The organism is Parapedomonas caeni (assembly GCF_041060555.1).
Lineage (GTDB): Bacteria > Pseudomonadota > Alphaproteobacteria > Sphingomonadales > Sphingomonadaceae > CAUJIW01.
Map to the genome: position 1 here is coordinate 65,661 of NZ_JBEUDS010000007.1, position 14,913 is coordinate 80,573.

Sequence of the window (14,913 nt, forward strand, 5' to 3'; positions counted from 1 at the left end):
ATGCGCTGGGTTGTCCATCTGTGCGTTGTCGCCCTGGTGCTCTGGTTCGCGGGCTTCCTCTGGTTCTGGCTGACGTTGCCGGCGCCGGCCAGTGGCATGGCGCGCACCGATGGCATTGTCGCGCTCACCGGCGGCGAGGGACGGTTGCAGACCGCCGTGGATCTGCTCGATGCCGGTCGTGCCCGCCGGCTGCTGATCACCGGGGTGCATCCGGAAACCGGCAAGCGGCAGCTGGCGGTGGAGCTGGGCGTCGGCCGCGATCTGCTGGATTGCTGCGTCGACCTTGATCACGAGGCCGGCAATACCGTGGGTAACGCGCGCTCGACGGCGGCGTGGGTCACCCGGCACAAGGTACGCTCGTTGCGGCTGGTGACGTCGGACTATCACATGCCGCGCGCGCTGCTGGAGTATCGCGCCGCCATGCCGGAGGTGGAGATGGTGCCGCATCCGGTGGTTGGCGCGCTGCGGCCGCTGGGGATGATGCTGGAGTACGCGAAATACAGCGTTCGCCTGATCACCATTCGCCTGGACGGAGCGGCGGCGGCATGAACTGGGTGCGTTCGACGCTGTTCAACCTGCTGCTGCCGTTGTGGACGGCGCTGTTGGGAGTGCTCTGTCTGCCTCTGCTGCTGGCGCCGTGGTGGGGGGCGATGTGGGCGATCCGCCAGTGGGGGCGGGGTGTCGCCTTCCTGGCGCGCTGGGTGCTGGGCATCCGTACCCGGTTGATCGGACGGGAGAATCTGCGGCCCGGCTGTGTCATCTATGCCGCCAAGCACCAGTCGGCGTGGGAGACCATGGCGCTGGTGCCGCTGCTGGGCAGCCCGGCCATCGTACTGAAGCAGGAGCTGATGAAGCTGCCGTTCATCGGCTGGTATGCCACTCGTGCCCGGATGATTCCGGTGGACCGCGACGGGTCGACCCGCGCCATGCGCGTCATGTTGCGGGCCGCCGATGTGGCGCGCGCGGCCGATCGGCCGGTGCTGATCTTCCCCGAGGGCACGCGCACGCCGCCGGGTCAGCAGCCCCCGCTGCTGCCCGGCCTGACCGGGCTCTACCGCAGCCTTGGCGTGCCGGTGGTGCCCATCGCGCTTGACTCAGGCCTGCTATGGGGGCGCGAGAGTTTTCTGAAACACCCGGGTACTATTACAGTGGTCGTGCATCCGGCGGTGGCGGCAGCGCTGCCGCGCGAGCATATGGCCGAGCAGGTGCATCGGGCCATCAACAGTTTGTCGGGAGACAGTGCGTGAGTGTGTTGTTCCAGCGTCGCTACCGGCCCTTCCTGATGCTCGCGGCGGTGGGCGTCGCGGTTGGTGCCTACGGCCTCTACTGGTCGAGCCAGCTTGACGAGTTCAAGGCCGCCATCACGGCGCTTGCCGGCCCGTCGGCGCCGGTTGTGCTGTCGGGTGCCGAGCTGGACTATGGCGGTTTTCCCTATCGGCTGTCGGTGACGGTGCGTGACGCGACGCTCACCCGCACGCGTGGCGACTATGAGGTCGCCTTGCGTGCGCCGCAACTGGTGATCGAGCGCCAGCCCTGGAAGCCCGATCTGACGCTGGGCCTGCTGGACAAGCCAAGCATCAGCGTGCGTGCGCCCGATGTCATGGGCGGTGTCGCCGTGACGGCGACCGGCGACAATGGCCGGTTCAGCCTAAAGCTTAACCCGCGGGGTGTCGAGCGGTTGTCGGTGGTGTTCGAGGAGGCTCGAGTCAGCGGCGCGCCCTGGTTCGACAAGCCGCTGCGCGCCAGCCAGTTCGAAGTGCATGGCCGTGAAGTCGCGGCGCTCCGGCGTGCGCCGGTGCCGGCGGGCGGCAACAGCCCGACCGGCGAGGCGGTGCTGGAGCTGTTCATCAACGGTGAGGCGGTGCGGCTGGGCGCGGGAGATCCGCTGGCGCTGACCGGCAATCTGGGCGTGACGGCGATCGGCCCCGCCGAGGCGCTGACGTCGCTGGCGGCCTGGCGTAGCGCGGGCGGCACCGTGGAGCTTTACGGCCTGACACTGAGCGACAAGGTGGAACCCGTGGTGATGACCAAGGGCTCGTTCGCGCTTCAGGCGGATGGCGCCCTGCTGGCCAGCGGCACGCTCAACTCGCCGTGTCCTGATGCGGTGCTCGCGGGCTTCGGTATGGCGCCCTCCGCGGCGGATGCCGCAAGCAGCCAATCGGCGGATGCCGCAAGCAGCCAATCGGCGGATGCCGCAAGCAGCCAATCGGCGGATGCCGCACGCAGCCAATCGGCGGATGCCGCAAATGACGCCCCGGCCGCGCCGGCACGCTACCGTCAGCCGGTGGCGCTGAGCTTCCGCAACCAGATCGACGGGTTCAAGCTTGTCCGGCAGTCGCCGGAGATGGATCTTCCCGCCCGAAATCGGGCCGCGCCGTGTCCTGTCCTGCGTCGATGATGGTGCGGCGGATGTCGCGGGTGCGCGCGAACAGGTTGAACAGGGCCTCGCCGTCGCCCCAGCGGATCGCCCGCTGCAAGGCGGTCAGGTCCTCGTTGAAGCGCTGAAGTATCTCCAGCACCGCGTCGCGGTTGGTCAGGAACACGTCGCGCCACATGGTCGGGTCGCTGGCGGCGATGCGGGTGAAGTCGCGGAAGCCGCCGGCGGAGAACTTGATCACCTCCGACTTGGTGACTTCCTCCAGATCGCTGGCGGTGCCAACGATGGTGTAGGCGATCAGGTGCGGTACATGGCTGGTGACGGCCAGCACCAGGTCGTGGTGCGCCGCGTCCATCAGCTCCACGTTGGCGCCCAGCGCCCGCCAGAAATCCGACAGCCGCTCGACCGCCACCGCCGGGGCCTCCGCCGGCGGAGTGAGGATACACCAGCGATTGCGGAACAGCGCGGCGAAGCCGGCGTCGGGGCCGGAATTCTCGGTGCCGGCCACCGGATGGGCGGGGACGAGCGTGGCATGATCCGGCAGGTGCGGCGCGATGGCGGCCAGTGCGGCCGCCTTTACCGAGCCGACGTCGGAGACGATGGCGCCCGCCTTGAGGTGCGGCCCGAAACCCTTGGCGAGCGCGCCGAAGGTGCCGACCGGCGTGCACAAAATGACCAGATCGGCGTCCTGTACGGCCGTGGCGAGATCATTGGCCACGACATCCGCCAACCCCAGCTCGGCGACGCGGGCGCGTACCGCCGGCGCACCGTCATGGGCGACGATGCGGGTCGGCAGGCCGGCGGCGCGGACCGCGCGCGCGATCGACGAGCCGATCAGGCCGAGCCCGATGATCGCCAGCGTGCCGAAGGCATCCACCGGGCAGGCCGCTGCCGTGGGAGGCGTCGCCTGCGTCACGATTGACGGTCCATGAACGCCCGCAGGGCGGCGACGACACCGCGATTCTCCTCTTCGGTGCCGACGGTCAGCCGCAGGCAGTCCGGCAGGTCCTGCTTGGGCAGCCAGCGCAGGATGAAGCCGGCGTCCTGCAGGTAGAGGTTGGCGGCCTCCGCTGTGCGGCCATCGGTGCCGGGGAAGCGGATCAGCAGGAAATTGCACACCGACGGCACCGTTTCCAGCCCCATGCCGCCGATCTGCTGGGCCAGCCAGGGCAGCCAGTAATCGTTGTGGGCGCGGGCCTGGGCGATCCAGTCCTGGTCGGCCAGCGCCGCCACCGCGCCGGCAATCCCGGCGGCGGTGACGTTGAACGGCCCGCGGATTTTGTTCAGGGCGTCCATGATCGGCTTCGGCCCATAGCCCCAGCCGACCCGTTCGGCGGCGAGCCCGTAGATCTTCGAGAAGGTGCGGGTGGCAACCACGTTGGGGGCGGTGCGCGCCAGCGACAGGCCGCAGTCATAGTCAGGCGCCGAGACATACTCGGCATAGGCCGCGTCCAGCACCAGTACCACGTCTTCCGGCAGGCCGGCATGCAGGCGCGCCACCTCCGACGCCGGCAGGTAGGTGCCGGTCGGGTTGTTGGGGTTGGCGAGATAGAGGACGCGTGTGCGCGGCGTGACCGCCGCCAGCAGCGCGTCGACGTCGGCGGTGTAGGCGCGGTCGGCGACCTCCACCGGCTCGGCGCCGGCGCGGCGGGCCGCGATCGGATAGACCATGAAGCCATGGCGGACATACATCACCTCGTCGCCGACCCCGGCATAGGCGGTGGCGAGCAGGTGCAGCACTTCGTCCGAGCCGGTGCCGCAGACCACGCGCTCGACGTCGAGGTCATGCAGCGCGGCGATCGCCTCGCGCAGCACCGTCGCGCCGCCATCGGGATAGCGGTGGGCGTCGATGCAGGCCGCCTGCATCGCCGCCACGGCGTGCGGGCTCGGCCCCAGCGGCGACTCATTGGCCGACAGCTTGGCGGCGACGCGGCCGCTGCCGGTCCGGGCCTTGCCGGGCACATAGGGGTCGATGGCGTCGATCCACGGCTTGACTTGCGGGCGCTTGACGGACGGGGCGGACATGGAACCTCCAGACTACTGCCGCGGTCCCATACGCCGGGGGGGTGGCCGTTGACAATCCCCCGTGCCCCGACGGCGCGCGGACGACGGGTGTCAGATCGTGCCAAAGGCGGGGCGGTGGATCGCCAGCGGGCTGCCGCGAACCGGCAGCGGGCCGTCGGTCTTGTCGGCGAGCACCACATGGATGCCGCCCAATCCCGGGGTGGCGCGCGCCGCCAGCCGTTCCAGCGGCATCAGCCAGCGGTAGGGCGGCATCACCAGCGCCGGGGTCCAGTCGCGCGGGGCAAACAGACCGGTCTCCAGCAGCTGGCGGAGCTGGGCGCGGCCGAAGGGCCGGCCGTTGCCGAACGGTGTTGCCTCGAAGTGGGTCCATAGCCCGGCCCGGTTGGCCGCCACCACCAGCAGCGTGCCGCCGGGCGCCAGCACCCGCCAGACCTCGCGCAGCAGGCGGCGGGCGGGATCGACGAACTCCAGCGCATGCACCAGCACCACCTGGTCGAACAGCGCATCGGCGAACGGCAGGGCGAGCTCGTCCACCAGCACGCTGCGATTGTCGCCGTCGCGCGGCCAGACACAGGCGCCCTGACGGGCCGGCATCGCCATTGCCAGCCGCTCGACACGGGATTCCAGTCCGGCGAGAAACGGCGGGCAGAAACCCAGCCCGAGCACGCGGTCGGTGGTTCGCTGGCGCAGCAGCGGTGTCATGGCGCGGCGGACCTCGCGCGCCACCCGCAGCCCCAGCGGGCTGGTATAGAAGGCGATCAGATCCTCGGCGGTGGGACGCATGGCGTCATGCTAGACAGCGCGGCGGGGCCGGCCAAGAGCCCGTGCCGGCCGTTGCCGACCGGATCATGTGGCCGGGCGATCGGCGACCTGCCAGCCCAGTCCGGCCAGCGCCGCCTCCAGCGCGTCGGCATCCGCCTCGTGCAGGCCCGGCAGCTGGAACACCCGACTGACCAGGCCCATCTCGGGGTGCTGGCGGGACTGGGCCACATCGTAGCCGCGAAAGCCGCCGGGGCTGGTCCAGCGCTGGATGCCCTGCACCTCGGCCAGCCAGGCGAAATCGTCCCACGTGCCGCCAGCCCCCAGCCGGTGGCCGATACGGTCGGCAGTGAGCACATAGACCAGCGGCGGGCTCAGCCGGCGCAGGATCGGCAGTGCCAGCAGGCCCATGACGAGAATGCCGGTCACGAAGCCGGTGCCGGCGATCATCAGCAGTGCCGAACCGTCGCGCCAGTCGGCGCCGGCGCTCGCCAGCAGCAGCATGCCCGCAAGCGCCACCAGGGCGGTGATGGCGACGACGCCCAGCGGCATCAGCAGCGCCGCCTTGCGCATGGTCGCACGGTCCATGCTGCCCAGCATGACCTCGAAGGTCGCGAGGCTGGCGTCGGGCGTCGCCTGCCACAGAATGGCGTCGGCACTCATGGTGTCGGAAGAACCGGTCGCCGTCGGCGCCGGGGCGGCGGCCGTACTCACCGTTCGACGCAGACCGCGATGCCCATGCCGCCGCCGATGCACAGCGTCGCCAGGCCCTTCTTGGCGTCGCGGCGGGCCATTTCGTGCAGCAGGGTCACCAGAATCCGTGTGCCGGAGGCGCCGATCGGGTGGCCGATGGCGATCGCACCACCGTTGACGTTGACCTTGCTGGCGTCCCAGCCCAGCTCCTGGCCGACCGCCAGCGCCTGGGCGGCGAAGGCCTCGTTGGCCTCGATCAGGTCGAGGTCGGCCAGCGACCAGCCGGCCTTCTCCAGTGCCTTGCGCGAGGCCGGCACCGGGCCGATGCCCATGATCGACGGATCGACGCCGGCCGATGCCCAGGAGGCGACGCGGGCCAGCACCGTGGCGCCGCGGCGGGCGGCTTCGGCCTCGCTCATCAGCAGCACGGCCGCTGCGCCATCGTTGAGGCCGGAGGCATTGGCGGCGGTGACGGTGCCATCCTTCTTGAATGCCGGCTTGAGCGCCCTCATTGCCTCGATGGTGGCGCCATCACGGATATATTCGTCGGTGTCGACCACCACATCGCCCTTGCGGGTGCTCAGCGTGACCGGGACGATCTCGTCCTTGAACCTGCCGGCCTTACGGGCGGCTTCCGCCTTGTTCTGCGAGGCGACCGCGAAGGCGTCCTGCGCGTCGCGGCCAATCTGCCACTTCTCGGCGATGTTCTCGGCGGTGACGCCCATGTGGTAGCCATTGAAGGCATCCCACAGGCCGTCCTTGATCATCGTGTCGACGAAGTTCAGGTCGCCCATCTTCTGGCCGGCGCGCAGGTGGGCGGTGTGCGGGGCGAGGCTCATGCTCTCCTGGCCGCCGGCGATGATGATGTCGGCGTCGCCGTTGGCGATCGACTGCATGCCCAGCGCCACCGAGCGCAGGCCCGAGCCGCACACCTGATTGACCAGCCAGGCTGGCGTCTCGATCGCCAGTCCGGCGGCAATGGCGGCCTGGCGGGCCGGGTTCTGGCCCTGACCGGCGGTCAGCACCTGGCCGAGGATGACTTCGTTGACGGCCGGCGCCTCGACGCCGGCGCGCGCCAGCACGGCGCCGATCACGCTGGCGCCCAGCTTGTGGGCCGGCACGCTGGCGAAGGCGCCATTGAACGATCCTACGGCGGTACGGGCGGCGGCGGCGATCACGACTCCGGTCATGGCAAATTCCTCGGGTTGAACTCTCTCGGATGGCTGTTGTTCTTATGTGCGGTGCAGCATAAGGCCGTTGCGCGACGAATCCAAGTCAGCTCGTCCATGCGGCGCCATGGTGCCCTCAGTTGGCGTTGCCCGGCGCCAGCAGCCAGTCGCGCAGCGGCTCCCACAACAGGCTGCGGGCCCGGGTGCCGACGATCATGCCGACATGCCCGGCGTCAAGGCTGCGCAGCGTCGCACTGGGCAGCCGTTCGGCCAGCGCCGCCGCCGCCGGACGCGGCACCAGCCGGTCGCTGTTGGAGACGATGACAAGCGACGGCAGCCGCAGGGCCTCCGGCGTGATCGGCGTGTCACCGATCCGCCAGCGGTCCTGCCCGGTGTCGTCGTCGCGGAAGAAGCGCTCGAAGCACTGGATGGCGGCCGGCAGGCTGAGCGGCGGCCCGGCGTTGGCCCAGTCCTCCAGCGCCACGAAGTTCTCGGCCTCCGGCGAGGCGGGATCGAGGGTGCCGAAGCGGGCGAACTTGCGTTCCATCAGGTCGGGGTCGAGCGACCAGAAGGCCAGCTGCAGCGATTCCATCGGCAGCACGCCCAGCGACTGGGCCAGCGGCTTGCTGCTGGTCCAGTAGCTGGCGAGGTTGGCCCGCTGCGCCTCGCCATAGAGACTGAACGCCCACGGCGCGGCCAGCGTCGCCAGCCGGACGACGTGCGGACTGAGTGCCGCCGCGGCCACGGTCAGCGTGCCGCCGAGGCAATAGCCAACCAGGGTCACCGGGGCGTCCAGCGCGGCGATCAGCGGCAGCAGGCGCTCGCGGACATAGCCGCCAAGGTCGAGCTGGCGCTCATCGGGGCCGGGTTCACCCCAGTCCAGCAGCATCGGGCGCACTCCCTGGCACGCCAGCCAGCGCAGCAGCGAGTTGTCGGGCGACAAATCCAGTACCCACGGCGGATTGACCAGCGACGGCACGAACAGGGCTACCGGCCCCCTGGTGCCGTTCGTCCGATCATCTGGCGGGGCATAGTCGAGCACGCGGGCGGTGCCACGGCGGGCGACCACGGGCGGTGTGTCCATCGCCCGCCGGTAAGGGTGCTGCTGATAGGCGCGTACGGCAGTGAGGAAGCGCTCGATCCGTGCAGCGCCGTCGGGGTCGCCGGCCGCCGCCCGCACGACGTGGTTGAGGTAGTGCGACAGCGGGTGGGGGCCGCGTTCGGGAATCATGGCACCATGCCTGCTGTAGTGCGTAAGTCTTTATGTGGCACCGCACAAAACTCCATGCTATGCTGCAGCACAAGTACAACGACAACCACAAAGACGATAAGGTGAGAGAGTTTCATGGTTGATACCGCGCAGCAAACGCCTCCTGTTATCATCAAGAAATACGCCAACCGGCGCCTCTACAACACCGAGTCCTCAAGCTATATCACGCTCGACCATCTGGCGCAGATGGTGCGCGACAACCGCGAGTTCAAAGTGGTCGACGCCAAGTCCGGCGACGACATCACCCGCAACGTGCTGACCCAGATCATCGTCGAGGAAGAGTCGCAGGGGCAGAACATGCTGCCGGTGCCGTTCCTGCGGCAGCTGATCTCGATGTATGGTGACAATCTGCAGTCCATGGTGCCGCAGTATCTTGAGGCCAGCATGGAGGCGTTCCGCCGCAATCAGGAGCAGTTCCGCAAGGCGCTGGAAGGTGCGTTCGGGCAGGGCGCGTTCACCCCGGGCAGCTTCAATCCCGCCAGCTTCACGCCGGGATCGTTTGGGCCGTTCGAGCAGCTGGCGAAGCAGAACATGGCGATGTTCGAGGCGGCGACCGGTATGTTCACCGGGCGCGGCGGCAAGCCGGGAAAGTCGGGCGAGAAGCCGGCCGAGGCAGCGCCGTCGAGCGGTAATGACGAACTGGCCGAACTCAAGGCCCAGATGGCCGAGTTGCAGAGCAAGCTGGAAAAAATGTCGCCGCGTTGAGGCCGCTGCCCGGCGACCGGGTCGCCGGATCGCGGCTCAGCCGCGGGGATCTTAGTTTCGCCGCTCAGCCGCCGGGGTCTTAGTTTCGCCGCTCAGCCGCGCAGGGAGCCGCGCACCTTGGACACCCGGCTGGGCAGGGTGAGGCCGCCCAGGCGGCGACTCATGGTTTTCAGCGCGGCGCCGATGTGGGCGGTGGCGTCCGTGCCCGAGAGCGCCCTGGAAAACAGGTAGCCCTGGCCGAGCTGGCAACCCAGCGCGCGCAGCGTGTCGGCCTGGGCTTCGGTCTCGATGCCCTCGGCGACGGTCTCCTTGCCGAGGTTGCGGGCCAGCGACAGGATGACGTTGACGATCTTGTAGTTATCCTGGATCGCCAGCATGTCGGCGATGAACGAGCGGTCGATCTTGATCACGTCGATGGGGAAGCGCTGCAGGTAGCTCAAGCTCGAATATCCGGTGCCGAAGTCGTCGAGCGCCAGTTCGACATTGAGCGACTTGAGCTGGTCAAGCACGTCCTTGGCCAGATCGGGGTTCTCGACAATCGCGCTTTCGGTGATTTCGAGTTTCAGCCGGTCACCGGGTACGCCGGAACGTTGCAGGGCGCCGGTGACCGCCGCCGCCAGATCGTCACGGGCGAACTGTACGCCGGACACGTTGACGCTCATCTGCAGATGCGCGGCAGCGTCGCCGAACGCGCGGCGCCAGTCGCCGAGCTGACGGCAGGCCTCATCCAGCGACCAGCGACCGATGGGAATGATCAGCCCGGTTTCCTCCGCCAGCGGCACGAAGTCGGCGGGAGACACGTAGCCGCGTTCCTTGTGGTGCCAGCGGGCCAGCGCCTCCATGCCCATCAGGGCACCGCTCTGGAGATCGACGATCGGCTGATAGTGCAATTCCAGTTCGCCGCGATCGACCGCCTTGCGCAGGTCCGTTTCCAGCTGGAACAGGCTGCGGGCCTGGCGATGGAGGTCGCCGTGGTAGACCTCCGTGTGGGCGCCGCCGCGGTTTTTCGCCCGGTGCATGGCGAAGTCGGCATCGCGGATCAGATCCTCGGCATAGAAGCCCGACGTGCTGGTGGACGCCACGCCGACGCTCAGGCTGGTGAACAGCTCCTGACCCGAGACCATGAAGGGCGCCCGCAGGTCCGCGTGAATGCTGTCCGCCAGCGCCAGGGCATCCTCGATGCGGCCGACTTCGCACAGAATGGCGAATTCGTCGCTCGACAGGCGGGCGAGGATGTCGCCCGACCGCAGGCAGCTCACCAGTCGCCGGCCCAGCGAAATCAGCAGTTCGTCGCCCGAGACGTGGCCCATGCTTTCGTTGATCAGCTTGAAGCGATCGACGTTGAGCACCAGCACGGCGGCGGCGCGGCCTTCGGCCCGTTCGGCGTTGGCCACCGCCTGCTCGACCCGCTCCGAGAACAGCACCCGATTCGGCAGACCGGTGAGGCTGTCATGCGATATCAGGTGCTGGCGATGCCGGTCGGCCGCCTTCTCGTGCGTCCGGTCGGTGATTGACACCATGACGTGGGTGGGGCGCTCCTGCTCCCAGGCCAGCGGGGCCAGCTCGCAGGTGAAGTGACGCTCGAAGGGGGCTTCGCGATAGCTCGTTTCCAGTGAGCCGGCGTTGCCGGTATCGAAGCAATGCTGCAGCGCGCTCAGGCACTGGCTGCTCATGCACCCCTGGGCCAGATCGGCGGGCGTCAGGCCGATGGCGCTGAAGCGCTTGAGGTCGAACATCTCCTCATAGGCGCGGTTGGCCATGTAGCAGACGATCTGGTCGTGGGGGTTGCGCTGGAACAGCAGCACACCGACGTGCAGGCCATCGAGGATCGTCTGCATGCTGGGCACGGGCATCGGGTTGCCGCGCGACAGTGCTGTCAGCGCATTCCCCTCGTCTCCGACCTGTTGATACGACACTACAGACACGCCCTGACATCAGCCCGTTGAGTTTTCTTGAGGTCGTGTCCCGCCCGGACCGGACAGGCATTTCCCCGTATTGAACAGGCTATGGCACGACGGCGATTAATAGCGAGTAAAAGCCGATGCGAATGTACGCATAAGTCGTGTTCCTCGGCGCGTGATATCCGGCGGCACGATCAGGTCGGCGACGAGGGCACCCACGGCGGGATCAGGAACAACCGGTGGTCGCGCCGCAGCTGTCGCATTTCAGGCAGGTGCCGTTGCGGACCAGGGTGAAGTTGCCGCATTCCGGGCAGGCGTCACCCTCATAGCCCTTCATGCGCGCATCGGCCCGGCGCTGCGCGGTGCTGGCGGCGGTGGCCATGCCGATGGTGATCGGCGCGGCGGCGGCCGGCGCGTGGCGCGCGGCCTCGGTTCCGGGGCCGCTGGTGGTTTCGTTGTCCGGCTCGCCGCCGCCCGGCCCATCCGTGCCGGTGGCCCTGCGGGCGGGCTTGACCACATAGAGCTGGGCGCCGCGCAGATAGCCGGTGGAGGCCGCCTGGTTGAGCGTGGCGGCCGTCTCGTTGTCGTCGCGGGGCGCCCGGGGCTGGCCCAGCGCGCCGACGTCGTCGGGCTTGAGGTCGTCGGGTTTGACGTGAGCGAGGTCGTCGCGGCCGAGGTAGGAGATGGCCAGCTCGCGGAAGATATAGTCGAGCACCGAGGTCGCCATCTTGATGACGTCGTTGCCCTCCACCATGCCGGAGGGCTCGAAGCGGGTGAAGGTGAAGGCGTCGACGAACTCCTCCAGCGGCACGCCGTACTGCAGGCCGATCGAGACGGCGATGGCGAAGTTGTTCATCAGGCTGCGGAAGGCGGCGCCTTCCTTGTGCATGTCGATGAAGATCTCGCCGAGCTGACCGTCGGCATATTCGCCGGTGCGCAGATAGACCTTGTGGCCGCCGACCACCGCCTTCTGGGTGTAGCCCTTGCGCCGGTGCGGCAGGCGCTGGCGGGCCGGCGCCGCCACCTTCTCGACGATGCGCTCGACGATGCGTTCGGCCACCGCGCGCGCCTTCTCGGCCGCGGGCTGTTCCTCGGCGGACAGCTCGGCGAGGTCGGCGGGGTCGAGCAGGCCGGAGGCCAGCGGCTGCGACAGCTTGGAGCCGTCGCGGTAGAGCGCCACCGCCTTGAGCCCCAGCCGCCAGGCGAGGTCGTAGGCGTCCCGGCAGTCGGCGACCGTGGCGCTGTTGGCCATGTTGATGGTCTTGGAGATGGCGCCGGAGACGAACGGCTGGGCGGCGGCCATCATCCGCAGGTGCGCCTGGGTCGACAGCGCGCGGGTGCCGCGCTTGCCGCACGGCGTCGCGCAGTCGAACACTGGCAGGTGGTCCGCCGCCAGGTGCGGCGCGCCCTCCAGCGTCATGGCGCCGCAGACATGGGTGTTGGCGGCCTCGATGTCGGCCGGGGTAAAGCCCAGATGCGCCAGCAGGTCGAACGTCACGTCGGCCAGCTGTGCGGCGTCGAGGCCCAGGGTGGTGCGGCAGAAGTCGTCGCCCAGCGTCCAGCGGTTGAACACGAAGCGGATGTCGAAGGCCTGCGGCAGGGCGGCCCGGATCGCCGCCAGCTGGTCCGGCCCGAAGCCGCGGGCGGCCAGCGCCGCCTCGGTGAGGGCGCCGTCGGTCGGCAGGGTGCCGTGGCCCACCGCATAGGCGTCGATGGCGGCGATCTCGGCCGGGCTGTAGCCCAGCGTCGCCAGCGCCAGCGGCACGATGCGGTTGATGATCTTGAAATAGCCGCCGCCGGCCAGTTTCTTGAACTTCACCAGCGCGAAATCCGGCTCGATGCCGGTGGTGTCGCAGTCCATCACCAGACCGATGGTGCCGGTGGGCGCGATCACCGACACCTGGGCATTGCGCACGCCATGCTCGCTGGCGGCCTGCAGCGCCAGATCCCAGGCGCGGGTGGCGGCGGCCAGCAGGTCGGCGTCCGGGCAGCGGGCATGGTCGAGCGGCACCGGGGCCACCGACAGGCCCTCATAGTCGGCGCCGATGCCATAGGCGGCGCGGCGGTGGTTGCGCAGCACCCGCAGCAGCGCCTCGGCATTGTCGCCATAGGCCGGGAAGGCGCCCAGCTCGCCGGCCATTTCCGCCGAGGTGGCGTAGGCCCGGCCGGTCATCAGCGCGGTGATGGCGCCGGCCAGCGCGCGCCCGGCCTCGGAATCATAGGGCAGACCCAGGGCCATCAGCAGGCCGCCGAGATTGGCGTAGCCCAGCCCCAGCGTGCGGTAGCGGTAGGACAGCTCGGCGATGCGGCGGCTGGGGAACTGCGCCATCAGCACCGAGATTTCCAGCACCATCGTCCACAGCCGGACGGCATGTTCGAAGCCGGCGACGTCGAACCGGCCGTCGGCCTGACGGAACGCCATCAGGTTGAGCGAGGCCAGGTTGCAGGCGGTGTCGTCGAGGAACATGTATTCCGAGCAGGGGTTCGAGGCCCGGATCGGTCCGCCGGCGGGGCAGGTGTGCCAGTCGTTGATGGTGGTGTCGAACTGCACGCCGGGGTCGGCGCAGGCCCAGGCGGCCTCGGCCACCTTGTCCCACAGCGCGCGCGCCTTGACGGTGCGGGCGACGGTGCCGTCGCGCCGGTGCACCAGCGACCAGTCGTCGTCGTTCGCGACCGCCGCCATGAAGCCGTCGGTGACGCGCACCGAGTTGTTGGAGTTCTGCCCCGACACGGTGGCGTAGGCCTCGGAGTCCCAGTCGGTGTCATAGACCGGGATGTCGAGGTGGGTGTAGCCCTGGGCCGCGAACTGGATGGCCTTGTTCACCGCGGCGTCGGGGATCATCGCCTGCCGGGCGGCCAGCAGCGCCTTGCGCAGCGCCTTGTTGGCCCTGGGGTCGGTGGCGGCCGCCGGGTCGAGGCCGCCGCTGTGGCAGGCGGCGAGCACGGCGTTGAGGTGGTGCTCCAGCAGCCGCGAGCCGGCCACCAGGGCGGCGACCTTCTGCTCCTCGACCATCTTCCAGTCGATGTAGGCCTCGATGTCCGGGTGGTCGATGTCGACGATCACCATCTTGGCCGCCCGCCGGGTGGTGCCGCCCGACTTGATGGCGCCGGCGGCGCGGTCGCCGATCCTGAGGAAGCTCATCAGCCCCGACGACTTGCCGCCGCCCGACAGCCGCTCGTTCTCGCCGCGCAGGGTGGAGAAGTTGGTGCCGGTGCCGGAGCCGTATTTGAACAGCCGGGCCTCGCGCACCCACAGGTCCATGATGCCGCCCTCGTTGACCAGATCGTCGGTCACCGACTGGATGAAGCAGGCGTGCGGCTGCGGCCGTTCGTAGGCGCTGGCGGAGGGCAGGGCCTCGCCGGAGACCGGGTCGACATGGAAATGCCCCTGGGCCGGGCCGTCGATGCCATAGGCCCAGTGCAGGCCGGTGTTGAACCACTGCGGGCTGTTGGGGGCGGCCATCTGGCTGGCCAGCATGAAGCACAGCTCGTCGTGGAAGCTCAGCGCGTCGGCCTCGCTGTCGAAGTAGCCGCCCTTCCAGCCCCAGTAGGTCCAGGTGCCGGCCAGCCGGCCGAACACCTGCCGGGCCGAGGTCTCGGCGCCGAACCGCTCGGGTTCCGGCAGCGCCGCCAGCGCGTCGGAGTCGGCCGCCCGTCGGGCCAGCCACGCCGGCATCGACGGCTCATCGACGGCCTTCAGCCGGGCCGGCACGCCGGCCTTGCGCAGATACTTCTGGGCCAGCACGTCCACCGCCACCTGGCTCCACGCCGCCGGCACGTCCAGCGACTCGGCGGCGAACACCACCGAGCCGTCGGGATTGCGAATCTCCGACGTGGCCTGGCGAAAGGCGATGCCTTCGTAAGGCGACTGACCAGCAACAGTGAACCGCCGGGTGATCCGCATGGTTCTCCCCCTCAGACGCGACGACAGGACTCGGTGACAAGTGACTCGACCAGTCTGCGCGCCGGGTCATGGTAAATCAAGATATAGAAGCTGCGGCGTAACGGCCTCCC

At 69.2% G+C, this 14,913-nt stretch carries 12 protein-coding genes; 4 read left to right on the forward strand and 8 right to left on the reverse strand.

The features are described from left to right. From ABU113_RS06815 to ABU113_RS06825, 3 genes are read left to right on the forward strand one after another with little or no spacing between them, the layout of a single operon-like run. Complete coding sequence (locus ABU113_RS06815; protein WP_454558747.1) at nt 1–549, forward strand: YdcF family protein; 549 nt, start codon at nt 1–3, stop codon at nt 547–549. Then, a complete protein-coding gene (locus ABU113_RS06820; protein WP_454558748.1) occupies nt 546–1,247 on the forward strand; it encodes a lysophospholipid acyltransferase family protein in 702 nt (233 codons plus the stop codon). Before ABU113_RS06815 ends, ABU113_RS06820 begins: the two co-directional genes overlap by 4 nt. After that, nucleotides 1,244–2,398: a DUF2125 domain-containing protein gene (locus tag ABU113_RS06825; RefSeq protein WP_454558749.1), complete on the forward strand. Its 1,155-nt coding sequence runs from the start codon at nt 1,244–1,246 to the stop codon at nt 2,396–2,398. Before ABU113_RS06820 ends, ABU113_RS06825 begins: the two co-directional genes overlap by 4 nt. Here ABU113_RS06825 and ABU113_RS06830 read toward each other — a convergent pair. From ABU113_RS06830 to ABU113_RS06855, 6 genes are all read right to left on the reverse strand, one after another. After that, nucleotides 2,319–3,293 (reverse strand): prephenate/arogenate dehydrogenase family protein, encoded by a 975-nt coding sequence (locus tag ABU113_RS06830; protein ID WP_454558750.1) that lies wholly within the window; start codon nt 3,291–3,293, stop codon nt 2,319–2,321. The two genes, ABU113_RS06825 and ABU113_RS06830, sit on opposite strands and share 80 nt — an antisense overlap. Continuing rightward, on the reverse strand, nt 3,290–4,402 hold the full coding sequence (locus ABU113_RS06835; RefSeq protein WP_454558751.1) for a pyridoxal phosphate-dependent aminotransferase: 1,113 nt from the start codon (nt 4,400–4,402) through the stop codon (nt 3,290–3,292). The genes ABU113_RS06830 and ABU113_RS06835 overlap by 4 nt, the downstream gene beginning before the upstream one ends. Nucleotides 4,403–4,492: 90 nt before the next feature. Continuing rightward, nucleotides 4,493–5,185 carry a class I SAM-dependent methyltransferase gene (locus ABU113_RS06840; RefSeq protein WP_454558752.1) on the reverse strand — a complete coding sequence of 231 codons (693 nt, stop codon included), beginning with the start codon at nt 5,183–5,185 and terminating at the stop codon, nt 4,493–4,495. Nucleotides 5,186–5,248: 63 nt separating this feature from the next. Next, nucleotides 5,249–5,824, reverse strand: a complete 576-nt coding sequence (locus ABU113_RS06845; protein WP_454558753.1) for a hypothetical protein — start codon at nt 5,822–5,824, stop codon at nt 5,249–5,251. 47 nt (nt 5,825–5,871) lie between these two features. Then, nucleotides 5,872–7,044, reverse strand: a complete 1,173-nt coding sequence (locus ABU113_RS06850; RefSeq protein ID WP_454558754.1) for an acetyl-CoA C-acetyltransferase — start codon at nt 7,042–7,044, stop codon at nt 5,872–5,874. Nucleotides 7,045–7,159: 115 nt separating this feature from the next. Then, entirely contained in the window at nt 7,160–8,254 is a 1,095-nt protein-coding gene (locus tag ABU113_RS06855) for an alpha/beta fold hydrolase (RefSeq protein ID WP_454558755.1), read from the reverse strand. A gap of 114 nt (nt 8,255–8,368) precedes the next feature. Here ABU113_RS06855 and phaR point away from each other — a divergent pair, with 114 nt between their 5' ends. Further along, nucleotides 8,369–8,998: a polyhydroxyalkanoate synthesis repressor PhaR gene (gene phaR, locus ABU113_RS06860; RefSeq protein WP_454558756.1), complete on the forward strand. Its 630-nt coding sequence runs from the start codon at nt 8,369–8,371 to the stop codon at nt 8,996–8,998. A gap of 92 nt (nt 8,999–9,090) precedes the next feature. Here phaR and ABU113_RS06865 read toward each other — a convergent pair whose 3' ends face one another. After that, the gene (locus ABU113_RS06865) at nt 9,091–10,851 is read right to left on the reverse strand and encodes an EAL domain-containing protein (protein WP_454558757.1); all 1,761 of its coding nucleotides are present in this window, start codon (nt 10,849–10,851) and stop codon (nt 9,091–9,093) included. A 274-nt stretch (nt 10,852–11,125) separates the two neighbouring features. Beyond that, nucleotides 11,126–14,803 (reverse strand): vitamin B12-dependent ribonucleotide reductase, encoded by a 3,678-nt coding sequence (locus ABU113_RS06870; protein ID WP_454558758.1) that lies wholly within the window; start codon nt 14,801–14,803, stop codon nt 11,126–11,128. Nucleotides 14,804–14,913 lie beyond the last annotated feature (110 nt).